This window comes from Streptomyces sp. NPDC048473, assembly GCF_043200155.1.
Lineage (GTDB): Bacteria > Actinomycetota > Actinomycetes > Streptomycetales > Streptomycetaceae > Streptomyces.
In genome coordinates this window covers 1-24,635 of record NZ_JBICXE010000029.1, presented here as the reverse complement: position 1 = coordinate 24,635, position 24,635 = coordinate 1, and the positions used below count along the sequence as shown (strand labels likewise).

General features: G+C 68.8%; 20 protein-coding genes and 4 pseudogenes. 15 read left to right on the top strand and 9 right to left on the bottom strand.

Annotation, left to right across the window (positions count from 1 at the left end):
* Window positions 1–327 precede the first annotated feature (327 nt).
* The 4 genes and pseudogenes from ACGFU7_RS33725 (at window position 328) to bla (ending at window position 5,165) form a co-directional block, all read left to right on the top strand.
* Window positions 328–3,525, top strand: coding sequence for a TIM-barrel domain-containing protein (locus ACGFU7_RS33725; RefSeq protein WP_393701086.1), 3,198 nt, complete (start codon window positions 328–330; stop codon window positions 3,523–3,525).
* Window positions 3,526–3,761: 236 nt separating this feature from the next.
* Window positions 3,762–3,842 (top strand): annotated as a pseudogene (locus ACGFU7_RS33720) (IS5/IS1182 family transposase); the annotation flags it as partial.
* Window positions 3,843–4,064, top strand: a pseudogene (locus tag ACGFU7_RS33715) (penicillin-binding transpeptidase domain-containing protein); the annotation flags it as partial. It abuts the pseudogene before it with no gap.
* 129 nt (window positions 4,065–4,193) lie between these two features.
* A complete protein-coding gene (gene bla / locus ACGFU7_RS33710) occupies window positions 4,194–5,165 on the top strand; it encodes a class A beta-lactamase (RefSeq protein WP_393700966.1) in 972 nt (323 codons plus the stop codon).
* Between the two features lie 192 nt (window positions 5,166–5,357).
* Here bla and ACGFU7_RS33705 read toward each other — a convergent pair whose 3' ends face one another.
* On the bottom strand, window positions 5,358–5,831 hold the full coding sequence (locus ACGFU7_RS33705) for an MFS transporter (protein ID WP_393700964.1): 474 nt from the start codon (window positions 5,829–5,831) through the stop codon (window positions 5,358–5,360).
* Between the two features lie 81 nt (window positions 5,832–5,912).
* Between ACGFU7_RS33705 and ACGFU7_RS33700 the strand changes: the two are divergent.
* The 4 genes and pseudogenes from ACGFU7_RS33700 to ACGFU7_RS33685 form a co-directional block, all read left to right on the top strand.
* A pseudogene (locus ACGFU7_RS33700) lies at window positions 5,913–6,185 on the top strand (transposase); the annotation flags it as partial.
* Window positions 6,186–6,624: 439 nt separating this feature from the next.
* On the top strand, window positions 6,625–9,054 hold the full coding sequence (locus ACGFU7_RS33695; protein WP_393700962.1) for an ATP-binding protein: 2,430 nt from the start codon (window positions 6,625–6,627) through the stop codon (window positions 9,052–9,054).
* Window positions 9,055–9,178: 124 nt separating this feature from the next.
* On the top strand, window positions 9,179–9,877 hold the full coding sequence (locus tag ACGFU7_RS33690) for an alpha/beta fold hydrolase (protein WP_393700961.1): 699 nt from the start codon (window positions 9,179–9,181) through the stop codon (window positions 9,875–9,877).
* Between the two features lie 153 nt (window positions 9,878–10,030).
* Window positions 10,031–10,211 (top strand): annotated as a pseudogene (locus ACGFU7_RS33685) (IS1380 family transposase); the annotation flags it as partial.
* On the opposite strand, the gene ACGFU7_RS33680 reads toward ACGFU7_RS33685, so the two are convergent.
* From ACGFU7_RS33680 to ACGFU7_RS33660, 5 genes are all read right to left on the bottom strand, one after another.
* On the bottom strand, window positions 10,210–10,467 hold the full coding sequence (locus tag ACGFU7_RS33680; RefSeq protein WP_393700960.1) for a hypothetical protein: 258 nt from the start codon (window positions 10,465–10,467) through the stop codon (window positions 10,210–10,212). The pseudogene ACGFU7_RS33685 and the gene ACGFU7_RS33680 overlap by 2 nt on opposite strands.
* A 310-nt stretch (window positions 10,468–10,777) precedes the next feature.
* A complete protein-coding gene (locus ACGFU7_RS33675) occupies window positions 10,778–10,990 on the bottom strand; it encodes a hypothetical protein (protein WP_393700958.1) in 213 nt (70 codons plus the stop codon).
* A 180-nt stretch (window positions 10,991–11,170) separates the two neighbouring features.
* On the bottom strand, window positions 11,171–12,031 hold the full coding sequence (locus ACGFU7_RS33670) for a DUF427 domain-containing protein (protein WP_393700956.1): 861 nt from the start codon (window positions 12,029–12,031) through the stop codon (window positions 11,171–11,173).
* 65 nt (window positions 12,032–12,096) lie between these two features.
* Window positions 12,097–12,390 carry a hypothetical protein gene (locus tag ACGFU7_RS33665; RefSeq protein WP_393700954.1) on the bottom strand — a complete coding sequence of 98 codons (294 nt, stop codon included), beginning with the start codon at window positions 12,388–12,390 and terminating at the stop codon, window positions 12,097–12,099.
* Between the two features lie 76 nt (window positions 12,391–12,466).
* A complete protein-coding gene (locus ACGFU7_RS33660; protein WP_393700952.1) occupies window positions 12,467–13,336 on the bottom strand; it encodes an alpha/beta fold hydrolase in 870 nt (289 codons plus the stop codon).
* A 450-nt stretch (window positions 13,337–13,786) separates the two neighbouring features.
* Between ACGFU7_RS33660 and ACGFU7_RS33655 the strand changes: the two genes are divergently transcribed.
* Window positions 13,787–14,302 (top strand): CGNR zinc finger domain-containing protein, encoded by a 516-nt coding sequence (locus ACGFU7_RS33655; RefSeq protein WP_393700951.1) that lies wholly within the window; start codon window positions 13,787–13,789, stop codon window positions 14,300–14,302.
* Window positions 14,303–14,816: 514 nt separating this feature from the next.
* Here ACGFU7_RS33655 and ACGFU7_RS33650 read toward each other — a convergent pair.
* From ACGFU7_RS33650 to ACGFU7_RS33640, 3 genes are all read right to left on the bottom strand, one after another.
* The gene (locus ACGFU7_RS33650; RefSeq protein WP_393700950.1) at window positions 14,817–15,113 is read right to left on the bottom strand and encodes a LysR family transcriptional regulator; all 297 of its coding nucleotides are present in this window, start codon (window positions 15,111–15,113) and stop codon (window positions 14,817–14,819) included.
* A 124-nt stretch (window positions 15,114–15,237) separates the two neighbouring features.
* A complete protein-coding gene (locus ACGFU7_RS33645) occupies window positions 15,238–15,510 on the bottom strand; it encodes a hypothetical protein (protein ID WP_393700948.1) in 273 nt (90 codons plus the stop codon).
* A 23-nt stretch (window positions 15,511–15,533) separates the two neighbouring features.
* Window positions 15,534–15,668: a VOC family protein gene (locus ACGFU7_RS33640; RefSeq protein WP_393700946.1), complete on the bottom strand. Its 135-nt coding sequence runs from the start codon at window positions 15,666–15,668 to the stop codon at window positions 15,534–15,536.
* 257 nt (window positions 15,669–15,925) lie between these two features.
* Here ACGFU7_RS33640 and ACGFU7_RS33635 point away from each other — a divergent pair, with 257 nt between their 5' ends.
* The 6 genes from ACGFU7_RS33635 (at window position 15,926) to ACGFU7_RS33610 (ending at window position 24,162) form a co-directional block, all read left to right on the top strand.
* On the top strand, window positions 15,926–17,689 hold the full coding sequence (locus tag ACGFU7_RS33635) for an MOSC domain-containing protein (protein ID WP_393700944.1): 1,764 nt from the start codon (window positions 15,926–15,928) through the stop codon (window positions 17,687–17,689).
* A gap of 769 nt (window positions 17,690–18,458) precedes the next feature.
* A complete protein-coding gene (locus ACGFU7_RS33630) occupies window positions 18,459–20,570 on the top strand; it encodes an acyltransferase family protein (protein WP_393700942.1) in 2,112 nt (703 codons plus the stop codon).
* 654 nt (window positions 20,571–21,224) lie between these two features.
* The gene (locus ACGFU7_RS33625; protein ID WP_393700940.1) at window positions 21,225–21,590 is read left to right on the top strand and encodes a hypothetical protein; all 366 of its coding nucleotides are present in this window, start codon (window positions 21,225–21,227) and stop codon (window positions 21,588–21,590) included.
* A 141-nt stretch (window positions 21,591–21,731) separates the two neighbouring features.
* On the top strand, window positions 21,732–22,163 hold the full coding sequence (locus ACGFU7_RS33620) for an SH3 domain-containing protein (RefSeq protein ID WP_393700939.1): 432 nt from the start codon (window positions 21,732–21,734) through the stop codon (window positions 22,161–22,163).
* A gap of 78 nt (window positions 22,164–22,241) precedes the next feature.
* Window positions 22,242–23,252: a teichoic acid biosynthesis protein C gene (locus tag ACGFU7_RS33615; protein ID WP_393700937.1), complete on the top strand. Its 1,011-nt coding sequence runs from the start codon at window positions 22,242–22,244 to the stop codon at window positions 23,250–23,252.
* Between the two features lie 91 nt (window positions 23,253–23,343).
* Entirely contained in the window at window positions 23,344–24,162 is an 819-nt protein-coding gene (locus ACGFU7_RS33610; RefSeq protein ID WP_393700935.1) for a DUF2690 domain-containing protein, read from the top strand.
* Window positions 24,163–24,635: the final 473 nt, after the last annotated feature.

The window sequence follows — 24,635 nt, the reverse complement described above, 5'->3', positions numbered from 1 at the left end:
AGCCCACTTCGTACTGAGCGGCCAGCCGTCGCGACAGCCGCGCGCCTCAGTAACCGACCGCTCGGCCTCGTGCGACTGCAGCCTCCTCATCCATGCAGTTTTCAACGTTGTGAATCATCCTCATAGACATCGCGCTGTGGGCGTGCTGTCATGCCACTTGAACGTTTTCCAACGATGGAAGAGCGACCGGATCGGTGCGGACGAGCCGACCGGTCGACGTGAGAAACGGAGTCGCCCATGAGACCCGTACCAACGAGGCGGCGGTCGCGATCCCTGCGCGGGCAGATCGGTCTTGCCGCCGCCCTGAGCACCGCCGCCGCGATGACGATGGTGGCCGGCGTCGGTCCCGCATCGGCAGGCGGATCGCACAGTCACCGGATACCGACCGTCTCGGCCGGCGATGCCCGTTTCGAGATCCTCTCGCCGACATTGATACGCACCGAGTACGCGGGCGACGGGAAATTCACCGACGACCCGACGTTCAACGCGATCGGCCGCGACGGGTTCACCGCAGCGGCGTACACCGCCAAAACGTCCGGGGGCTGGCTCACCATCAGGACAAGCGCCATGACTCTGCGATACAAGGTCGGCTCGGGGCAGTTCGACGCGCAGAATCTCTCGGTGCAACTGACAACCGGCGAAACCCCGGTGACTGCCACCCCCTGGCAGCACCTGAGCTGTACGCTCGGGACCCTGTGCGAGGCCGAGAACCTGCAGGCCGGCGGGGTCTCCGTGGCGTCCGATCACAGCGGCTACACCGGGACCGGCTTCGCTGCCGGATTCGAGAGCGCCGGAAGCTCGGTGTCCGCTGACATCGATGTCAAGAGTGCAGGCGCCTACCAGTTCGACCTGCGGTACGCCAATTCCCTCGGCGGCGACGGTCAGGCCCAGACCCGTACCCTGACCCTCTCCGTGGACGGCGGCGCGCAGCAGAAGGTGAGCCTGCCGTCCACGGCGAACTGGAATACGTGGAACCTCGCCTCCGCAAGCGTCCAACTCGGCGCGGGGCACCACACGATCACGCTGGCCCGCACCGCTTCGGACTCCGGCAACGTCAACATCGACAGCGTGGCCCTGCTCCACGCGGGCGACGCGTACCCGCCCGTCTCCAGCACCGCGATCGCGGACTGCCGCTTCGGCGTGAGCTGCGAGGCGGAGGCCGGGCGCATCGACGGCACCGCGGTCAGCGCCACCGACCACAAGGGATACGCCGGCAGCGGTTTCGTCGCCGACCTCGACCAGGGGTCGAGCCTCACCACCCACGTGGTGGAGGTTCCCTCCGACGGCGTCTACACCCTGCGGGTCCGCTACGCCAACGGCGTGGGCGGCGACGGCAAGCACGAGACGCGTACCGCCACCGTATCCGCCGGTGGGATCGCCGACACCCTGTCGTTCCCCGCGACGAAGGACTGGGACACGTGGGAGACCACCTCGCTGCCCGTCATGCTGAAGGCGGGGGCCAACGACATCACCCTGAACTGCCCTGAAGCGGCGAACTGCCACGTGAACGCGGACACCGTCTCCGTGGCCGCGCCCACGGCCGCCGCCCCGCCGCCGCACGTGGCGCTCGGCGGATATCGCCGCGGCCTCGACGGCGTCACCGGCAACGGCAACTCCCCCGTGACCACGCCCGGCCTGCTCAACCAGGACGGCTGGTACCTGCTGGACGACACCCCGTCGGCGCTGTACGACACCGCCTCGCAGACGGTCACCCCACGCCCCGGCCACGGCGGCGCGCCCTACCACGACGGCTACGTCTTCGGTTACGGACACGACTACAAGCGGGGGCTCACCGACCTGGCCACGCTCACCGGGCCGCCCGCGCTGCTGCCCCGCTGGGCGTACGGCATCTGGTACTCGGAGTACATCGACCGCACCGCGACGGACTACGAGAGCACGATCCTGCCGAAGTTCCGGTCCGAGGGCGTGCCGCTCGACGTGCTGGTCACGGACACCGATTTCAAGGCCGTGAACTCCTGGAGCGGCTGGGAGATCGACCCCGCCAAGTTCCCTGACCCGAAGGGCTTCTTCGACTGGTCCGCCTCCCAGGGCCTGCACAACACGCTCAACGTCCACCCCAGCATCCTCGCCTCCGATCCTCAGTTCGCCCAGGCACAGGCCACTGCCGCGGGCAAGCTGCAGAAGGGCGGTTGTGCGGCGGGTGCCAGCGTCAACAACGACTGCTACACCTTCGACTTCGCCGACCCCGACCAGCTCAAGGCATACATGGACCTGCACCGGACCATGGACCAGCAGGGCAACGACTTCTGGTGGCTGGACTGGTGTTGTGACGCAGCGCAGTCCTCGCTGCCGGGGGTGACTCCGGACGCGTGGATCAACCAGCAGTACGCCACCGCCACCGGCAAAACCCTCGGTCGCGGATTCGTCCTGTCGCGCGCCTACGGTTCCCTTCAGGCCGGCGGATACAGCGGCCAGCAGGCGTTGCCCACCGGTCCCTGGGCGGACAAGCGCACCACCGTGCACTTCACCGGCGACACCTCCTCCACCTGGGGAACGCTGAAGCTCGAAGTGGGCTACACCCCCGGCGAGTCGGCCGCAACCGGGATGGCCGCCATCACTCATGACATCGGCGGCCACAACGACACCACGGGGTTGAAGGGCTCGGAGACGTACACCGACGGTGGACAGAACCGCACCACATACAAGCTGCCGGACGACCTGTACGCACGCTGGGTCCAGTTCGGCGCCTTCCAGCCCATCGACCGCCTGCACAGCAACCACAGCGACCGGCTGCCCTGGCAGTACGGCGCGGCGGCCAAGGAGTCGGCGAAGAAGTTCCTCAACCTGCGCGAGAACCTCGTGCCGTATACCTACACGCTCGCCGAGGAGGCGAACCGAACCGGCGTGCCGATCGTCCGGCCCACGTACCTGGAGTACCCGGACGAGCAGCAGGCGTATGCGAGCGCCGGCAGCGAGTACTTCTACGGCTCCGACGTCCTGGTCGCCCCCGTCACTACTCCCGGGACCTCCACCACGACCTCGGTCTGGTTCCCGCCCGGCCAGTGGACCGACTACTTCACCGGCAAGACGTACGCAGGTGGCACCACCCAGGATGTCACCACCGACCTGGACTCAATGCCGGTATTCATCAAGGCCGGTGGCATCGTGCCCACCCGGACGCACGACGTCGCCCACGACGACCGGAGCGCGCTGACCGACGTCACGCTCACCATCGCGGCGGGCGGCTCGGGGTCCTCCAGCCTTTACGAGGACAACGGGACCACCGCGGGCCCGGGCCGGAGCGCCACGACAGAGATCCGGTACAAGGAGTCCGGCGGGCGGCACACGGTGTCGATCAGCCCCACGCAGGGCTCCTTCCGCGGTCAGGTGAAAGACCGCCAGTGGACCCTTTCGATCATGGGGGCGAGCGCGCCCACCCGCGTCACCGCCAACGACGCGCGCCTGTCCCCGCACGCTTACCACTGGGACGCCGCCTCCGGGATCCTGACCGTCACCGTACCGCGGCACACTGTCCACGCCCCGATCACCGTGACCTACCAGTAGGAGCCGCAAACCACCTCCGCGCAGAACCACGGAGGCCGCCGGTGGGCCGGCGCACCACGCGCCCGAACCCGCAGGTGGTCGCCGTGGCGCGGGACAATGCTTCCATCAGGGTTGCACCCCCGACGCGCCTCGTTGGGCAGCCACAGGGCGCCCGCCGAGGAGGCGGGGACACGCAGTGCGACAAAGCTCGATGCGCCGTACTCCTCGACACTGTGCCCAGCCGTCCGTGCGGCGCCGGGGTTCACCGCTGGGTCCTCGAACGCACCATCGCTTGGCTCCACGGATTCCGACGCCTCCGCAGCCGACGGGAACGACGTGACGGTTCCGCCCACATGCTGAGGGACCTGCCCGGCCGGCCGCACGCCAAGACCGGAACCACCGAATTCGGCACCGACAGCCCGCCGCGCACCCACGCCTGGATGATCGGGTACCAGGGCGACTCCGACCTCGCGTGGGCGGTGCTCCTGGAAGACGGGGGTTCCTGTGGTGCCGACGCAGGTCCGGCCGCTGCCCGGTTCCTGGGCAACCTCGCCCGCTGAGAGGATGGCGGTCGTACAGCTCGGCACCACCACCGCCGCAAGTCGTGGGCGTCGGCATGCCGACCACCCGCCGCCCATGCCGCGATGCGAACACTGTGAACACACCTCGGAACAGAAGGCCCGCACATCATGCACTCTCGACCCCCTGTCTCCCGTCGTGCCGCTCTCGCCACACTGGCCGGGCTCGCGGCCCTGCCACTCTCCGGATGCGCGGCCACGCCGGGTGCCGCCTCCCCGAGTCCATCGGGCACGACTCCACCCGCCACCGAGCCCGCCACATCGACACCGGTCGATCCCCATACGGAGCGCGCATTCGGCGAAGTGGAGCGGAAGTTCGACGCCCGGTTAGGGGTGTACGCCCTCGACACCGGCAGCGGCCGGACCGTCACCCACCGGCCCGACGAACGCTTCGCCTACGCCTCCACCTGCAAGGCGCTGCTTGCCGCCGCCATGCTGGACAAGCACTCCCTCCGGCAGATGGACCGGCTCGTGCGCTACGGCCGCGACGATCTCATCAGCAACTCGCCGATCACTGAGAAGCACGTCGCCACCGGACTGACCCTGCGTGAGTTGTGCGACGCCGCCGTCCGCTACAGCGACAATGCCGCGGCCAACCTCCTCTTCCACGAACTGGGCGGCCCCCGGGGCCTGCAGGACGCGCTTCGCACGCTCGGTGACGACGTCACCCGCTGCGACCGCTACGAAGCCGACCTCAGCGAGGCCGCCCCCGGCGACCTCAGCGACACCAGCACACCCCGCGCCCTGGCCATGGATCTCAACGCGTACGTCCTCGGCACCACGCTCCCCGCGGACAAGCGGGCCGTGCTGACCGACTGGCTCAAGCGCAACACGACCGGCGACAACACCATCCGCGCAGGCGCCCCCGACGGGTGGCAGGTCGGGGACAAGACCGGCACGGGCGGCTACGGCACACGCAACGACATCGCCATCGTCTGGCCCCCGGGCGCCGCCCCCGTCGCCCTCGCCGTCCTCTCCCGCCGCGACACCAAGAACGCCGAACGCGACGACGCGCTCATCGCCCGCGCCGCCGAGATCGCCCTCGAAGCAATTGCCCGGAGCTCGCACTCACGACCCGGTTGAGAGGCCCTGGTCGCACCCCGGCCGGGGAATCTCCGCAAAGGCGTGATGGCGAGCTTGGCCTTCAGCCGGCCGACTTCGAAGCAGGAACCTCCACGCCGATCGCGAGATCATCCCGTACGGCGAGGACGAGGAGCACACGGCGGTGGCCGGCCCGGAGTTCCGGGCCGGCCACCGCCGCTCGTCGGGACGGCGCTACTCCTCGTACACGGTGGTGCGTGTCAGCGGCAGGCGCAGCGTCTCCCGGAAGGAGAAGAGCACCACCAGAGCGGACACCAGCCCCAGCCCCATCAGGTAGAAGCCAAGGGCCAGGGGAGTTCCGCCCAGGGAGACCAGACCGGTCGCGACGAAGGGGGCGGTGCCGCCGAAGAGAGCGTACGCGGCGGTGTAGCCGATGGCCGAACCACTCTCCCGCAGCTGGCCGGGGAACATCTCGACCATCGCGGGCACATTGGACGTGCCGATCACCGCGACCAGTACGGCAAGCACCACCGTGCCCGCGATCGCGCCCGTCAGCCCCGTACCGATCAGCCAGAAAGCGGGCAGGGTGGCCACGGTGAAGCCGCCGCACGCGACGAGCAGCATCGGTTTGCGGCCGAACCGGTTACTGGCCGCGGCCATCAGCGGGCAGGCCAGGCTGTACGCGACCTCGGCGTCGTCGCCGGCCACGCGGACGACATCGCCATCATGTACGCGGAAGGTCGCTTACCTGCCCGGCCTCGCGATGCAACGGTGACCGGCCGCGCGCCCGGCCTCGCGCCCGCCACCAAGCAATCCGGCACATCCATCCACGGCGAACACGCCCCGAGAGGCGGGAACCGCCAGCTCAAACGAGCGATGTTCCTGTCCGCGTTCGCAACCCTGCACGATCCCGCCTCCCGCAGCTACTACGACCGGTGCCGCACCCGGGGCAAAACCCACGCCCAAACCCTCCTCCGCCTCACCCGCCACCGCACCAGCGTCCTGTTCGCCATGCTCCGAGACGGAACCTTCTACGAACCCAGAACCCCACGCGCCGCTTGACCAAAGGCATAGAGGCACCCCCTCCTCGCCTCGGACGGCATCAACGCCTGGAACAACTCCCTCGAACACACCACCACATGAGCCTGCCGCACCCGAACAGGTCAGCCGCTCCCCCAGCCCTGGACGGTGCAGCTGGCGCGCAGCAGACCGATGGCTCCCATACCGCCGGCAACTCGCCAAGTCGGCGGCTGCCGCTCCGTGGTGATCGACTTTCCGGTTCAACCGGCCCAGTCGCTCGCTCCATACAGAGTGGCCAAACCCGGCCCGGCCGCACATCTCATCAGCCTCAGCCGCCTTGACACCCACGGAAGGACAGGCCAGTGACCTGCACCCACCCGGCGACGGCGCTCGTGGGGACTCCTCGGGGCATGGAAGATCAGGACGCCGGTTGGGCAGAGGGAATGGGCGGAAGCCATGCGGAAGTTTTGTCGCGGAAGCTGTGACCGATGGGGATGATCTCGGCACAGCCGTCCAGGGCCGCGAGGCAGATGCCGCACGGCGAAAGCGCGCGCGGGTTCGTGGTCGAACACCCCGCGTGCCGTGGCCGCTGAGTAGGCTTCACCCGTTCGAAGCGGATCAAATGTCTATATTACTGAGAGGGGGTGGCCCCATCGCCGAGCGTCCGAACTTCGCGGAGTTGCTGCGCCGTCATCGGCGCGCAGCCCGCTTGACGTTGGAGGAGCTCGCCGAAGCCTCAGGGGTCAGCGTACGGACCCTGTCGGACCTGGAGCGCGGACGGAGCAAAGGGCCCCAGCACCGGACCGTCATCGCTGTGACGGACGCGCTCGCGCTGGAGAACGACGCCCGCAAACAGCTCGTCGAGCTTGCGCGAGATGGCCGCCTGCGAGATCACTGGACGCGTCCGACCGGCCTGTGTGAGCTGCCCCGGTCCGTGGACGACTTCACCGGCCGCGCTGCGGAACTGGCCTGGATCGGTGATCTCGTTCACGCCAAACACGCCCCGGGTGCCCCCGTGGTGGGGATCATCACCGGCTCCGCAGGGTCGGGCAAGACGACCTTCGCCGTCCGCTCTGCCCATGCCTTACGACCGAGCTTCCCCGACGGAGTGTTCTTCCTCGACCTGTTCGGTATGTCCCAGCAGCCTCTCGCCATCGATGACGCCTTGGGGCTGGTGATCGGTGCGCTCGGTGTCGCGGATCAGCAAATACCGGCCGACACTCAAGGGCGTAGCTCCTTGTACCGCTCGCTGCTGCGAGACAGGCGTGTCCTGGTCGTGCTCGACAACGCCGCGTCCGAGGAGCAGGTCCGCCCGCTGTTGCCGGGAGAAGGCGCGGGCAGGGCTCTGGTCACAAGCCGGCGGTTGCTGGCCGGCCTGGAGGGTGTGCGCCGGCTTGTCCTGGGGCCACTGCCGTTGTCGGAGGCCACGGAGCTGTTGACCGGGATTGTGGGCGAGCGTTCCGCTTCGGACGGGGAGCCGGCGCTCGCCCGGCTCGCGCAGTTGTGCGGGGGGCTGCCGCTGGCGCTGCGTATTATCGGAAACCGGCTGGCCAGCCGGCCCGGGTGGAGCGCCGTCGAACTCGCCGCACGGTTGTCGGATGAGGAGCGCCGTCTCGATCAGTTCAAGGCCGGCGACCTCAAGATCGCCAATGCGTTCGGGATGTCCTATGAACAACTGGCGACTTCCGCCCGGCGGGTCTTCCGTCGGCTGGCCGTGGTGCCCGGCCGGAACTTCGACGCCGCCCTCGCGGCAGTTGTCGGCGGGACCTCGACCGAGGATGCCTGGAACGCGCTGGACGAACTCGTCGACCTCGGCCTGCTGCAGGACAGCACGTCGGGCCGTTACCGCTTCCACGACCTGGTGCGGCTCTTCGCCCGCGAGCGGCTTCAGGAGGAGGAGAGCTCGGTCGAGCGCGATGCGCTCACCGGCAGGGTGACATCGTGGCTGCTGCGGATGGCCACGACGGCCGGGCGGTGGTTCGAACCAGCCTACGGCCGTCCCGACCGGCCTGATGCCGACCTTGCGGTCCTGTCCTCGCCGGAGCAGGCCGAAGTGTGGCTGCGCGTGAATGTGGACAACTGGCTGGGTGCGACGCGGCTTGCGGCGAGCAGTGGTCAGCACGCCGCCGTCCTCGACTGCGCCGAGTCGATGCACTGGTTCTCCGACCGGTGGATCCATGGCCCGCACTGGCACGAGGTCTTCACCCTCGGCACGCAGGCCGCCGCCGCCCTTGGTGATCCGGCCCAGCACGCAACCCAGCTGAACTATCTGGCCTGGGTGCATGGGATCCAGCTGGACAGCCCGGAAACCATGCTGCGGTACGCGGATGAGGCGTTGGACCTCGCCACCCGCAGCGGCACCACGGTGCAGATCGCCTGGTCGCACCACTACACCGCAATCGCGCTACGCAAGCTCGGACGGCTCGGTGAAGCCGCTGCGTCGGCATCCCAGGCTGCGGGTACGTTCAAGTCCATCGGTGACACCAATTCCTACCATTCGTGCATCAGCAACCTCGGCCACTGCCTTCGTGACGACGGACGCTACGACGAAGCCCTGGAGCGATACCGCGAAGTGCTCGCCCTGGTGAGCGACGACGAATCCGGGATGACACCGAGTATCGCGGCGCACCTGCGGCCATACACGCTGGCCTATCTCGGCCGGTGTCTGGGGCTGCTCGGCCGCCGCGCCGAAGCGATCACCACGCTCACCGAGGCGACCGCTCTCATGGAGCAGTTCGATTCCAACTACTTGCAGGCCGGCGCTCTGGAGACGCTCGCGACCCTGCTGGCCGAGGAAGGCCGGACCGCCGAGAGCCGCAGAGCCTACACGCGTGCAGCGGAGATGTTCGAGGCGATCGGTGACGCCGAGGCGCACAGCCGCTGCCACGGCCTGGCAACCGCCGCACCCTGACACGCCTAAGCCGATGTGCGCAGAACTTCTGCGTGCTGTTCTGCATGGTCCGGCCGCTCCCACGCTACTTAACTTGGCTGCACCGGACGGGCGTTGGGCCTGTCCATCCACGTCAGGAGTGACCATGACGGCAATCAGGAACATCGTGCTCGTGCACGGTGGCTTCGTGGACGGATCGGGCTGGCAGGGCGTCTACGAGCAGCTGACCGCCGACGGCTACCGGGTGGCCGTCGTGCAGAACCCGACCCTGTCGCTGGCCGGTGACGTCGCCGCCACCCACCAGGTCCTCGACGGCCTCGACGGCCCGGCCGTTCTGGTCGGCCACTCCTACGGCGGCGTCGTCATCACCGAAGCCGGCAGCCACCCCAACGTCGCCGCGCTCGCCTACATCGCCGCGTTCGCCCCTGACAAGGGCGAGTCGGTCAGCTCCCTGATCGCCGACCCGCCGCCCGGCGCACCGGTCCCGCCGATCCTGCCGCCCAAGGACGGGTTCCTGTTCCTGGACCGGGACAAGTTCGCGGCATCGTTCGCCGCCGACGTGCCCGAGGCGCAGGCGGCGTTCATGGCCGACTCCCAGGTTCCGTGGGGCGTCGACGCGCTCGGTGGGACGGTCTCCGAACCGGCCTGGCGGACCAAGCCGTCCTGGTACCTGGTCGCCACCGACGACCGGATGATCCCGCCGCCCGCCCAGCGGGCCATGTCCGAGCGGGCCGGCGCGACCGTCACCGAGACCCCGGGAAGCCACGCCGTCTACGTCTCCCGTCCGGCCACGGTGGCCGCCGTCATCGCCCAGGCCGCCGAGGACATCAACGGCCGGCCCTAGCGGCCGCGGGCGCTGCCGCGCCGCACCGCCGTCTCGCCCGGGCGGCACCTGCCGGGCTTCGTCCAGGGCCACCAAAAAAGGCGCCTGACCTGGGTTTTTACCCGTCAGGCGCCTTTCATTCGAGCCGATTACGTCAAAGCGGATCAAGCCCAAAAGATCCTGCTGGATGTGGCGCTCGCGGTCGTGTGTCGGGATGCTGCGGGCCGAGCCGGCCGTGTTCGGGCCGGTGGCTTCAGGCCCGACCGTCTCCCGGCTCATCGACACCCTCGCCGCGGCCGGCCCGAAGGCCCTGGCCACGATCCGGGCCGCCCGCTCCGATCGAGGCCAGAGGCTCAGCGGCAGGCTTCGGAGATACCTTCGAGCCAGTCACGGATCGCGCCTCGCTGCTCCGGTGTGAACGCAGCTTCCAGTCCGGCTTCACGGCGGTCGACGGCGACGGCGACGGCGACGCGAGCCTCTGCCAAGCGCACCCGCGAGTACAACCACATCGCCGACCCCGAGAGCCGGTCGCCGCTGCTCGGCATCGCCGTCCCGCCGACTGCTGCCGCCGCCGCCGCCCACGATGCCACCCGCACCGTCACCGTCACCACCGCACGCCCGGCGCCGTTCCTCCTGCAGATGGCATCTCTGCTTCCGCTTGTCTGCAAGCGGAGCCTCTCCGCCGGGGATTCCCTCGCCCGCACCACCGCCGCCACCGGCGAGGAGCCGGCTGGGATCGAGGTCCTCGAAGCCGACACTCAGCAATGTATCGATCACGGCGGCTCGAGAAACGTCCGAATGTCACAGAATGCAGTGAACTGGTTCGACGAGTCCGCCGCGGGACTGGTTCTCGATGAACCAGCGCTTGATCTCCGAGTCGCCGTGTGCCCTGGGAACATCGCCGGAATGGCCGTGCGGCTCTCACAGACCGGCACGGAACAACGCGGCGATCCGGCCGGATACCGGGCCGTCGCCGTCGACCAGCGCGGCTGGCTCAGAACTGGGGCGGCATGGTCGCCTGGGCGCTGGCCTCGCCTGCAGTACGGCCCGGTTGCGGCCGACCGCGATGACCCGGGCGCCCTCCTTCAGGGCTGCGTCGCTGACCGCACGGGCGATTCCGCTGCTGCGGCCCACCACGAGAACGGTCTTGTCCCTGCAGGGTTGCTGTCTCGGAAATCCCTCCTTTTGATCAATTCACCCAGAGGCTAAAGGCGCACCGGCTTTTGTTCCGAACGGTTCTGGCAGGTGGCTTTCCGTGTGCGGTCCCAGGTTTTTCGAATACCGGGAGGAGATGGGGACACGCGCTCGTTGGGGTCAGCGGGCCTTGACCTCGTCGACGTCCAGGCCGCGATCGATGCCGTGGGGGACGACGTTCTGCCCGGGCTCGGGGTGCAGGCGCTCGCCGTCGAGACAGACCTCGACCTTGTCCGCTTCGAACGACACCAGGGCGGTGATCCGGTCGACCTCCCGGTAGGCGTTGCGGTACGACCAGGCGGCGCGGTGCACGTCGCCGATGTCGTAGTAGTCGCACAGGCCCTTGTAGGGGCAGAAGGTCTGGCCTTCGGCGGGGCGCAGCCGGGTCTCGTCGATGTCGGCGCGCGGGACGTACCAGCGGGGGGCGAATCCGGACTCGAAGAGCACGACGGGATGCTCGGAGCGGGCGATCACGGTGTCGCCGAGGCGGACTTCCAGGGTGCGGGAGGCGTTTCGGATGTCGATGCGATGGTAGGGATCCGCGGCGTGTCCTAGGATGCGTTCGTCCTCTTCGTAGAAGGCGTCCATTGCGCGCCACGCGAAGGCAATGCGGCCCTGGAGTTCGGTGGCGTGCCCAGGCAGTGCGGTGAATTCCCAGGCGGCGCGTTCGGTGGTGCGTTCGCCGGCGTGCACCGCGTACCAGGCGGTGTCGCCGAGGTCCTTGTGGTGGGTGACCTTGTCGCTCGCGACCAGGGCCTGCTCGTCGACGTCTTCGCGGGGGAAGTAGGCGACGGGGTAGCGGCCCGGCTCGTGCAGCAGGATGACGTTCTCACTGTCAGCGATCCAGGTGTCGTTGAACTTCACGCGCATGCGGCGGCGCAGCCGCTCGGCGAACAGGAGACGCTCGGGCAGGGGTTCGGGGGTGAGGAAGTGTCCGATCGCGCCGGCGGAGAGGGGGCCTTGCTGCCAGGACAGTCCCATGGCGGGTTCCTTCCGGTGCGGGGTGGACGGGTAGCCGCACCCCGGGGTGGGGTGGTTGTTGTCGATCAGGGCGTGCAGAAACAGCGGGAGGTGTGTGCCTCGGGTCTGCGGTAGCAGGTCCAGACGGCATTGCCCTCGCCGGTAAGGGCCCTGACTCCCCAGTCGTCGCGGACCAGGTAGTCGCGGCCGTCCGGGCTGCCGTTCTGGACGGCGTTGCCGGCCAGTTCCGAGACGCAGGCCCTGATGTCGTCGCGGCGGCGGCACCCGCCCCAGGTGTCGAGGGCCTGCATCGCGAAGTCGCGGGCGGTACACACGGTTTGCGGGGTGGCGCTGAAGGCGTGTTGGGCGAGGTGTCGCATGGCGAGTCCTTTGCCGGCCGCGGTGGGAGGGGGGTGTGTGGTCCGCGGCTGCCGCAGCCGCCTTGCCCCCTGCGCGTCAGGCGAGGACGCGGGCGAGGAAGCCGCGGATGTGCTCGGTGATGGTCTCGAGGTGGCTTTCCAGGGCGAAGTGCCCGGACTTCAGCAGGTGGATCTCGGCATCGGGCAGGTCCTGGCTGAACGCCGTGGCGCCGTCGGGGCCGAAGATCTCGTCGTTGGCGCCCCAGACCGCCAGCAGCGGGACCTGGGAGTCGCGGAAGTACTGGTGGACCTGCGGGTAGAGGTCCACGTTGGTGGGGTAGTCGCGGAAGAGCTTGAGCTGGATCTCTTCGTTGCCGGGCCTGTCCAGCAGCGCCTGGTCGTGGACCCAGTTGTCGGGGCTGACCAGGCTCGGGTCGGCGACTCCGTTCAGGTACTGCCAGCGGGTGACCTCAAGGGTCAGGGCGCCGCGCATGGGTGCTTCGGTGTCCGGTCCCGGGGCCTTGGCGTAGGCGAAGACGCCGTCCCAGAAGGGCTTGACGAAGCCCTCTTCGTAGGCGTTGCCGTTCTGAGTGATGATCGCGGTGACGCGGTCCGGGGCCTGAAGGGCGAGCTGCCAGCCGATAGGGGCGCCGTAGTCCTGTACGTACATCGCGAACCGGTCGATGCCCAGGTGCTGGAGCAGGCCGGAGGTAACCTCGGTGAGGGCGTCGAAGGTGTACGGGAAGTCCTGCAGGGCGGGCATCGCGGACTGGCCGAACCCGATGTGGTCGGGAGCGATCACGTGGTAGCGGTCGGCGAGCGCCGGGATCAGATGGCGGAACATGTGCGAGCTGGTCGGGAAGCCGTGGAGGAGGACCACGGCGGGTGCCTTCGGGTCGCCGGCTTCCCGGTAGAAGACCTCGAGACCGTTGACGGTGGCAGTGCGGTGGTGAACTGCGAAGACCATCTCCCTAACCCTTCTGTCGAGTTTTAGTGGTTATACATTCAGTCGAGCACGCTCAACCTAACCCGTTAAGATGCTTTTGCTGGTTATATTCCGGATGCGATTGGGGACGTCGCCGAGCTCGGACGGCAGGACATCGACCTGCCTCAAGCCTCCGCCCATGAATGGTCACCAGCCAGCGCAGCCGCCTGCCCTGAGCCCGCCCGGGCGGTCGATGCCCGTCCGCCTGCCTCGCGCTGCGTCAGGAGCGCGTCGCCTCGGCTCTGAACCCTCATGGAGTGACCGACCGGCCTGAGATGCCCGGGCGCCGGCCTTCCCGTCGCGCCCGCCGCCCGTCCGGCTGATGCAGCCCCTCAGCCGAGAATGAAACTAACCGATCAAATTCGTTTCTCTAGTTAAGATGGCCTAGTCCATGCAACCTGCCAAACGAACCAATCTGGTTAGGAGGCGGCAATGGTGGCCGACCGAGAGCAGCAGGACGCGCTGCTGGAGCTCCTCAACACCACGCCGGTCGTCAACGGGGTGGTCCGGGACCAGTTGGCAGACCCGGATGCGGCCAGGACCTGGCAGCAGGCGCACGGCGGCAATGGCAGCACAGAGGAGCACCGACACCTCCTACAGGCGCGCGATGCCCTGCAAGGCATGGTGCGCGCCAGCCGGCCGACCGCGTCGCTGGCCCCGCTCCTCAAGGACGTCGTCTCCCGCCCGCGCCTCTCCCCTGTGGGGATGTCCTGGGAGCTGGACGCCCCTATGGAGCGCCGGATGGCGGTAGAGGCGGTCATGGCGTGGAGCGCGCTGCAGGAGACGATGCCTGGCCGGCTGCGGCCGTGCGCCAACCCGGAGTGCCGACGGTTCCTCCTCGACCGCAGTAAGACCAACAAGGCCCGCTGGTGTTCCATGGCCGTCTGCGGCAACAGGATGAAGGCCAGGCGCCACTACCGGCGCACCCGCGACGGCACAGCCGAGTAACACCTCCGGCAGTCCTCTCAGTCAGTGCCTGTGAACAAGACGATCAGTTGGTTCACAGTCCACCATGTCCCTGACAGCACGCCTCGCCGGCGCGAAAATCGGTGTGCGGCTGCCCGTCGACGCCGGTAGTGCCTTGAGAGATCGATCCCGCGAACACAGTCCGGTGCAGTAGCTGGCCTGAGGGACCGCGCACTGTTGCCGAGAGCACGCCGTTCAGATTCCCTTCCGCTCGCAGGCAGCCGCACCCGTGACCGTCTCACCGCGAAACGAGGTGAGACTCCATGGCGGATGTGGAAGAGACTGACCGGAGTGGGGAGTTGGTGGTACGCGTCGCGGCGATCGACATCGCCAAGGCGTCGGGCATGGTGTGCATGCGCCTGCCGCACCCAAAGCATTCGGGGCGGCGCAGGCAGGAAGGGTGGAATGTCCCGGCGACCACGGCCGGGATCCTCGAACTGGGTGATCGCCTGGTCTGCCGGAGCGTGAGCCGGGTCGTCATGGAAGCGACCGGCGCTTACTGGCGGCCGTTCCTCTTCCTTCTGGAGGCCCGTGGCCTGGACTGCTGGCTGGTCAACGCCCGCGAGGCGGCCGCCAGGGTCACGCGGGCTTCCTCGGCAACGGCCTGCCCGGCAGCCGTGACCCGGATGCCCCGGGCCAGCCGATCCACCACCGCGGTACCCAGTTCTCTTTCCAGTGCCGCGATCTGCTGGGACAGCGCCGGCTGCGAGATGTGCAGTACGCCTGCGGCTTTGGGCACCGAGCCCTCGTCGGCCAACGCCACCAGACACTCCAGCGCCCGCAAAGTGGCCATGCGTGATTCCTGGTGATCGGCTGCGGACGTACCCGGCGTATGGGTCCGACCGCCGAGCTGGAATGACGGGTACGGGCCCGGAGACGTACAGCAAAGTCAGGAAGCCGGATCCGGCGGCTTCACCTCACGAGGGACGAAAACCGCGCTCCTGCAGCGTCCACGCGTTGCCGTCGGGATACGTGAACTCGCCGAAGCTCGCGTAGTCGCGGTGCTCCGGGTCGGCGCCGGGCTCGAAGTCGCCCTGCCACGTGTCGGGAGGTGCCTTGTGCCTGATCTCCCCGACGTCGACGCCGCGGTCCGCCAGCTCGGCCCGAGCAGCTTCAAGGTCGGCAACCACCAGGTACAGGCCCTGCACCGAGCCAGGCTCGGCGTCGGTGAGACCGACTCCGATCTGCACCGAGCACGCAGAGCCGAGAGGCGTCAGCTGCACGACACGGAAATCGGGGCTGGTCCGTAGTCCACGTCCAGGTTGAAACCCAGACGCTCGGTATAGAAGGCCAAAGAGCGGTCGACATCACTCACAGGCAGGATGACAACCTCGAGCTTGTACTCCATGTGATCATTCCGGTGCAGCGCGGCAACAGCCCCGCCACCTTGCAAGCATGCACGATTTGAATGATCCGCCCAGGAAAAACGAATGGGCACAGCCTTCCCTGCCGGTCCCTCGTTCGAAGAATCTCAGCGAATGCACCAAACAATTCGTGATCACGGAATCGCGGCGGCACCGGCACACGAACTACTATCGGCCCGAGCGCACAGATCACAGCGCCATGAGGGGCTGACCCGGCCGGCCACCCCGCAGGAGGTCCGCAATGGCGACGCTGCTGTCCGTCAACGTAGGAATGCCCAAGGACGTCTCCTGGCAGGGAAGGACCGTCCACACCGGAGCCTGGAAGTCCCCCGTGCACGGCCCCCGGATGGTGCGTCGGCTGAACATCGACGGAGACGGCCAAGGTGACCTGGCCGGGCACGGCGGCGAAATTCGTGCCGTCCTCGTCTACCAGCTGCAGTCCTACCAGTACTGGCAAAAGCAACTCGGTCGCGACGACCTGACCTTCGGGATCTTCGGGGAAAACTTCACCGTCGACGGCATGCCCGACGACGACGTGTGCATCGGCGACCGGTACCGCATCGGCGAAGCCGAATTCGAAGTCACCCAGCCGCGCGTCACCTGCTACCGCGTCGGCATGCGCCTGGGCGAACCCGCCATGGCCTCCCTGCTGGTCGCCCACCACCGCCCCGGCTTCTACCTGCGCGTCCTCGCCGGGGGACGCGTCCAAGCCGGCGACGAGATCACCCTGACCCGCAAGGGCCCCGAAGAACTCAGCGTCGCCGACACCGACGCACTGCTCTACCTCCCCGACCGCGACCCTGCGAAGCTGCGCAAAGCACTGAACATCCCCGCCCTCAGCCCCGGATGGCAGCAGTCCTTCCGTGAACTCGCCGCTGCCCAGCAGCCCAAACAGGAACCGGGATGGCCGGGCGAACTCACCAGCACCCAACAGCCCAGAGAAGCGCCGGGATGGCCGGGCTTCAAGACCATGCGCGTCGCCCGCATCGTCCCCGAGACCCCCACCGTCTCATCGATCTACCTCGGCACCACCGACAACACACCACTACTCGAGGCCCGCCCAGGCCAGTACCTCTCCATCCGCCTCGCCATCGGCGATGCCGCCCCCGCAGTACGCAGCTACTCACTGTCCTCCGCGCCCACAGCCAGCACCTACCGCATCAGCGTCAAGCACGAGCCCCACGGGAAAGTCAGCAGCTACATCCATGCCACGCTCCATCCCGGGGACCTCGTGGACATCGCCAGCCCCCGCGGAACGTTCGTACTCGAAGAAGGCACTCGCCCGATCGTCCTCATCTCCGCAGGGATCGGTGCCACTCCCGTGCTCGCCATGCTCCACCAACTCGCCGCCACACGAGACCCGCGCCCCATCTGGTGGATCCACATCGCCCGCGACCGCGCCCACCACGCATTCGCGGAGGAGACCCACGCGCTCCTGGCGCAACTCCCCAACGCCCACGAGCACATCCACTACACCGCCGAGGCCGCCCCACATCTCGACGAGCCCCACATCACCCAGGGGCGTCCGACCGCCCATTCACTCGCGGCCATGGGCATTCCCACCGACGCCGACGCCTACCTCTGCGGACCGCCCGCCTTCATGGACGACCTCGGCGAATACCTGCGCGATCACGGCCTGCGCCCCGAGCGGATCCATACGGAACAGTTCAGCGCCCTGCCCGCCATCAATCCCGGCGTAATGCCCACGGCCGCGATCCGGCCGCACCACCCACCCGGTCCACCGGGCACCGGCCCCCTCATCACCTTCGCCCGAAGCGGCATCATCACCCCGTGGTCACCCGCTCACGCATCACTCCTCGATCTCGCCGAAGCCTGCGACATCCCCACCCGCTGGTCCTGTCGCACCGGCGTCTGCCACACCTGCATCACCCACCTGGTGGCAGGCGACATCACCTACAGCACCCAGCCTCTCGAACTCCCCGAGGCCGGCACCATCCTCGTCTGCTGCAGCAAACCGACCACCGAAGTCGTCCTCGACCTCTAGTCGGCCAGCAACGGCACGGGCCGGCCCATTCGGCATGAAGACCTCAACCTGGCGTACACGTGAACGCCCCAGCCGCACGCGGATGAACAATCAAGCATCGAAGGGCGATACCTGCTGGGGTGTCGGCGAGACTCTTCACGGCTGATTCTGAGCGCACCAGCGGTGGTCCAACTCGCAGCGCATTCCCAACCGGAGCTGAAGCGGCACGGGCTCGGCGAGCCGGTGACCGCGCGTCGGCATGTTCAGCCGTGGACAACAAACAGCTTCAAGCCCTGTCCAGCCAAGATCCGGACCAGCCACGGGCCGGCGGCCTCCGGCGAGTAGCTGTTCACACAGGTCACACGGCATGCCACTGCTGTACCACCAGCAGACCAAGAATCTTCTGGTGTCGTACTCGCCGAAGAAGCTGGGCTTCTTCTAGACGCACAAGAAAAGGCGCCTGACCTGGGCTTTCACCCGTCAGGCGCCTTTCACTCAGCCCGCTCTCGACCGAGCCCGGCTTGCGTGCTGACTCCCATTTCCTCCCACTGCTGCACCCCTCCCGACCAGTGCTTCCGGACCGGTCACGGACCAAACCCCACCCTGGAGGGGCAACGCTCAAAGGGCTCGATGTCTCTTGTCACAAGGCTGAATGGGGGTGAACCGATGGTTTCACACGGTTGAACCTTCGCGGCTGAGGCGAAGTTGGGGCGACAACAGCGGAACCCCGTGCGGCGGCCGGACCGATCTTCTTAGCCGAAGCATGTCAGTCACCCCGAGGAGTCACCTGATGTCGAGTATCCCGTCCGCCGAGATATGTACCGTCCCGGCGAGCGACAGATCCGCACCACCCAAAGGCCACGCCCTGCGGCTCGACATCCAGGGGCTGCGCGCGGTGGCCGTCGGGCTGGTGGTGCTCTCCCACGCCGGCGTGTCTCAGATCAGCGGCGGTTACATCGGTGTCGACGTCTTCTTCGTGATTTCCGGCTTCCTCATCACGTCGCTGCTGCTGCGCGAACTCGCCACCACCGACCGGGTTTCGGTCCGTTCCTTCTACGCCCGCCGGGCACTGCGGCTGCTTCCCGCGTCGTCCCTGGTCATCACCGTCACGCTGGGCGGGGCGTGGCTGTTCCTGTCGAAGGCGCGGCTCGCCGAGTACGCGGGCGACGCCCTCGCCAGCGCGCTGTACGCGGTCAACTTCCGGCTGGCGGCGGCCGGTACGGACTATCTCGCCCAGAACAGCCAGCCGTCGCCGTTCCAGCACTTCTGGTCGCTCGCCGTGGAGGAGCAGTTCTACCTGGTGTGGCCGCTGCTCCTGCTGCTCACCTGGCGGGTCGCCCGCGGTCGGCGCCGACTGGTCGCGGTGCCGCTCGGGGTACTGTGCCTGGGGTCGTTCGCGGCGGGCGTCCTCGTGACGAACTCCTCGGCTCCCTGGGCGTACTTCGGCTCCCTTACCCGGGCCTGGGAACTGGGTGTCGGCGCGCTCCTGGCGCTGGGCACCGGCCGGCTGGAACGGCTGCCCGCCGCCCTCGCGGCCCCGCTGACCTGGCTCGGCCTGGCCTGCGTCACGCTGGCAGCGGTCTGTTACGACGGCGAGACGCCCTTCCCCGGCTACCACGCCCTCCTGCCGGTCGCCGGTACCGCGCTCGTCCTGACCGGCGGCTGCGCGCCCACCCCACACGGCGCGGGGTGGCTGCTGCGGCGGCGACCGCTGGTGTGGCTCGGCGGACTCTCGTACGGCTGGTACCTGTGGCACTGGCCGCTGCTGGTCATAGCTCCGGCGGCGCTGGGCCGCGCAGACGGCACCGCCGACGTGCCGCTCGCGCTCGGGCTGTCCGCGGCGGCGCTGGGCCTGGCGTGGCTGACCCTGCGCCTCGTCGAGAACCCGGTCCGCTTCCACCGGGCCTTCCGCAGGCGCCCCGGCCGCGCCCTGGTTCTCGGGGCCGCGCTGTCGGCTGGCGCCTCGGCGCTGTCCCTGACGGCGACGGCGGTCCCGCCGACGATCGAGGTGGGCGACCCCGCGCCCACGCTGGCGCAGGCTCTCTCCGACGCACCGGCCCCGCAGGCGCGTCTCACCGAACTCCTGGCGTCTTCCCCCACCGCCCTGCCGAGCAACCTCGCCCCGCCCCTGCCGAAGGTGAAGTCCTCCCGCTCCGCGGTCTACCGGGACGGCTGCCACGTCGACTACGCCGCCACCGGCACCCGGCCCTGCGTCTACGGCGACCGGACTTCCTCCCGTACGGTCGTCCTTTTCGGCGACTCCCACGCGGCCCAGTGGTTCCCGGCCCTGCAACGGCTCGCGACCTCACGCGGCTGGAAGCTGGTCTCGCTGACGAAGGCCTCCTGCAAGGTCGCCGACGTGACCATCGTCAGCGGCCACAAGCCGTACACCGCCTGCGACACCTGGCGCTCCAACGCCATGGCAAGGATCAAGACCTTGCGCCCCGACCTGGTCGTCGTCTCCTCCTCGGACGCCGGAGACCCGGCCCACTCAGCCACCGACCCCCTCCACCAGTGGACCACCGGCTTCGAGAACACCTTCCGCAACCTGGGTACCTCCGGCGCCCGGGTCGCCGCCCTGCTCGACACCCCATGGCCCAAGGGCGACCCGATCGACTGCGCCGCCAGGAACTCCCTGCAACTACGCACCTGCGCGAACAACTTGCCGGACACGACCCGCAACGCGACCCGCGGTACCGCCCTCCGCACCGCCGCATCCACAACGGCCGCCACAGTCATCGACCCTACCCCCTGGCTCTGCGCCCCCCGCACCGGAATCTGCCCTGTAGTCGTCGCCGACACCGCCGTCTACCGCGACGACAGCCACCTCTCGGAGGCATACGCCGATGCGCTTGCCCCGGTTCTGGCGCCATCGCTGGACCGCCTCGTAGGTGCGCCCTGAACTGACGTTTCCCCGTGATCTCGGACACTCGATCTTTCTGCCGCCAAGGCGTGTTCATGTAGTTGTCGGGTTTCGGCTGGGGTGAGGACCTTGGACACTCGTTGTCTGCACTGCGAGGGCGTGATGGTGTCGTTGCCTGTAAGAAACATGCTGGCCGGACCCAGCACCCCCGGACGCAGGTGTACTTCACCGAGAGGTGACGCTTTCGCCGCAAGTAGCGGACGCCGCAAGGGAGTTCGAGTCGCCATCCATCTCGATGTGATCGACGCGGTCCTGACCGACCACGAACACTTCGCGTAACCCGGACCGACGCCGGCGCACTCCCCCATCGCCGACCATCTCGTCGCCCATGCCGGTCTCGCCCAGCGACCCGCAGTTCAGGTCATTCGATCCGCGGCGAACAGCCGTCCCGAAGGGAAAACGCGCCGCGCATCACGTACACCACGACGACGATGTCGACGGCGGCCAGAGCAACGCTGCCGGCCGGCCGCCCCCGCTCCCACACCGCCGCGGCCGGCTTGCAGGCAGCAGCAACTCCGTTACCTCCTTACGAATCCCAAGCGGCACAGTCCACCGCGTCCGCAGGGCGCCACAGCGCGGACCTCGTGTCCGCGGGATCTGCTCACGGGCATCCACCCCGGCCCGGAACGCGCCGTGGACCCCACGACGAAGTCCGGACTCATCCTGCCGGGCCGCTACTTCACCGCGAGCGAGATCCGGCGCGCTGGAACCACCCGCATCGCTGGCTACCTGGGCAGGCACAGCGTCAGCAAGCAGACCGTGGCGCAGGCCCAGGCGGACGCCGCCGTGAACTCCGCACAGGCCCACCACGTCGCGCGTCCCGGCGAACGGCGCACCGCCGAACTCATCCGCGAACTCGCCGACGAGCCGGCGGCCGGCAAGGCCCGCCTCAAGGCACTGGAAGACGAGATCGAACAGCTGGCCACCGCCCACCCTGACGGGGCCCTCATCCGCAGCCTGGCGGGAAGTGGGGCTGGCCTCCCGGGCGACGGCGGCTGAGACTCAACCGTCCCCTCGGGTGGGACGTCCCACTTTCTCCCGGAAACGCGTGGGACGGAATCTTTGTCCGACGGCTAGGAAACGCTGAGCGCCACAGGGTCTCGCTCAGCCGATCCTGAAGACACCCTCATAGGAGAGTCCATGAATCGCACGATCCAGCGCAGCCTCGTGGCCACGATTGCGGCGATCGCGGTGTTGCCCGCTGCAGTCGTTTCCGCCGACACCGCTGCCGCGCAGCAGCGGCACACGGCGCCTCACCAGCAGATGCCCCACCGACGCACGGCCCCGCCCCAGCTGTGGGCGCCCAGCCACTCCACGACCCGGCCCGTTACCAGCACCGGCTACGTCCAGGGCCGTGTGGTAACCCGCCACATGCCGCTCAGGATCCGCTCCGGCCCGGGTACGGGCTACCGGGTCATCGGCTCGCTGCGTCCCGCCAGCACGGTCCACATCCCCTGCAAGAAGTACGGGAGCAACGTCCGCGGCAACCACCGCTGGTACAAGCTCTCCCACGGCAAGGGCTACGTCTCCGCCCGCTACGTCCGCAACGTGAGCGCCATCCCCTGGTGCTGAGCCGCTGTGCCCGCCCGCCCCGCTCACGGGGCGGGCGGGCCCGTTCCACGAAGCTCACGAGCAAGCGAGGAGACCCCCATGTCCCTTTCCCTTCCATCCAGTCCGGGCCGCAGAGCCGTCCTCGGCTTCGGAGCTGCGGTCGCACTGGCCGCCGCATTCCCCGCCGGCAGGGCAGAAGCCCAGCCGAAGGCTCAGCCGACCAGCCTGGCACCGGCGGGCAAGCCGTGGATCCAGGGTGTACGGCTGCACCACTCCACCGTGCTGCAGTCCTTCGCCTTCGACGAGCGGCACGGCCACATGTACGCGCTCCAGGTCATGGAGGGCGGCGTCCGCCTGCCGGGCGAGCCGCGCGCGTACACCCATGCCGAGCGCGCGGCCCGCGGCGACATGTGCCTGAACCGGCTCACCATGGGCGGCGCGCTCACCGGCGACATGTACCTGCTGGGCTTCGGCCACGGCAGCGCCCTCGGCGTGGAGGACACGGCCCGCCGCGCCGGCGCTCTGTGGACGGAGTGGGACGCACAGCCGGCCTCCGGCTACGGCCGCGGCATCTGCCGCTTCACCTTCACCTCGGGCCGGGTGCTGACCCGCGCCAGCCGCAGGATTGCCACGCATCGCCCGCTCCCCGGCTCCACGAACAACCAGGTTGCCCTCGACCCGGCGCACAACCGGCTGCTGCTGCGGTACAAGGTGGGCGGCAAACCGCGCTACGGGGTGTACGGGCTCAAACAGTTCGCGGCCGGGAACTTCCGGCCAGTCACCGGCTTCGCTCAGCCCGGCACCGAACTGGGTCTCCCCTTCCAGGGCATGGCGCTGTACGGCCCGTACGCCTACCAGCTGCTCGGCCACGGATACGGCACTGACAACCCCGCCGGCTCGGCCGGCGACGTCCGTCTGTTCCGTATCGACGTGCGTACCGGCCGCGTGGTGCAGCAGGTGCTGGACCACACTGCGAGGGGGCTCTACCCGCGCGAGCCGGAGGGCCTGGCTGTGCTGCGCCGGGGCGGGCCCTGGCTGTGCCTTGGCTTCACCCAGGGCCCGCCCTCGGACCGCACCTTCTCTCTGTACTACAAGCCGATCGCCCGATGACTCCGGCCGTGCGTGTGGCCGCCCTGCCCCCAGGGCACACATCAGGCGATCCGGAATGAACCGGATGCCTGATAGAAGGACTGGGAACGGCATGAAGGAGCAAGCGACGGCTCGCTGGCAGCAACTGCCCGACTCACTCGGCCCCGACGGGCAGCTGCTGGTGGAGCGGCTGCGCGACCTCAAACAGCAGACCGGGCTGAGCCTGGCCGCACTGGCCACACGCACCGCCCACAGCAAGTCCTCATGGCACCGTTATCTCAACGGCGTCAAGCTCCCGCCGCGTACCGCTGTCGAGGCGCTGGGGCGACTCGGGGACACGGAGATGGCGCCGCTGGTCGCCCTGTGGGAGAACGCCTGCCGGGCCGAGACCAGACCGCTGAGCGCGGCGCCCCAGCCCCCTGCGCCGCGGCTGCCGCCAGCGGTGGCTGCCCGGGTGCAACGGCTGCGGACGGCCGTCGTGCTGGCTGTCTCCGCCATGCTTGGCGCCGTGGCCTGCGCCGTGGGTGCCCCGGCCCTGTCGGGCGGCAGCCCGGACCGGCAAGCGGCGTCCTGCCGCAAGGAAAGCTGCCGGGGGCAGTATCCGGACTCCTCCCGCTGCAACCGGGATGCCCGCACTGAGAGCACCGTCACTGAGGATGCCTACGCCGTACGGCTCCGGTTCAGCCCGTCCTGCGCCACTGTCTGGTCCGAGGTGGAAACGGACGCGCGCGGTGGCGCCCAAGAGGTCTCGATCCGATCCGGATCGGACGAGCTGCTCGCCTCGCACCGGGACAGGGTGACGCACGGCAAAAGCAGCCCGATGCTACCCGCAACCAGCCCGAAGGGGGCCGAGGCGTGCGTCGAGATGGCGGACCGACTGGCCTGCACCGGGGCCGTACACCTCTCCGCGGATCTGCCGGAGGCCCGCTGACGCTCTCCTCCACCCATCTGCCCTGTGCGGGTGGGCCCGTGAAGCTTTCATGAAGCCCTACGGCGGAGCATGCGGCGAGTAGATCCTGCTGCCGACGTCCCCTACAGGCCGCCCTCCGCCGCCCGGCCCATGCGCCGGCGGAATCACGATCGCCTGCCACGACCGACCGGACATGACGAGGCCCCGGCAACCCACCGGGGAGCCCGCCGACCACGTCGCTGGTGTTCTGGCGCAGCGTCTGCTCCTGCTTCGCCCGGCACCGCGGCCCTGGTCTCCCACGTGTCGCCTCCAGCGGGTATCTGGCCGCCTGCAGGGAGCGGCAAACCGGGCCACCCTCGCGGCAGGCCCGGAGCAACTCGAAGATGATTGACTTCCTCCCCGATGGTGGGCTGACGCCACGGACGAATCACCGGCCCGCGCAGACCTCGGGAACAGAGCGCACAGCAGCGCCGGACCGTTAGCCGGTCCGGCGC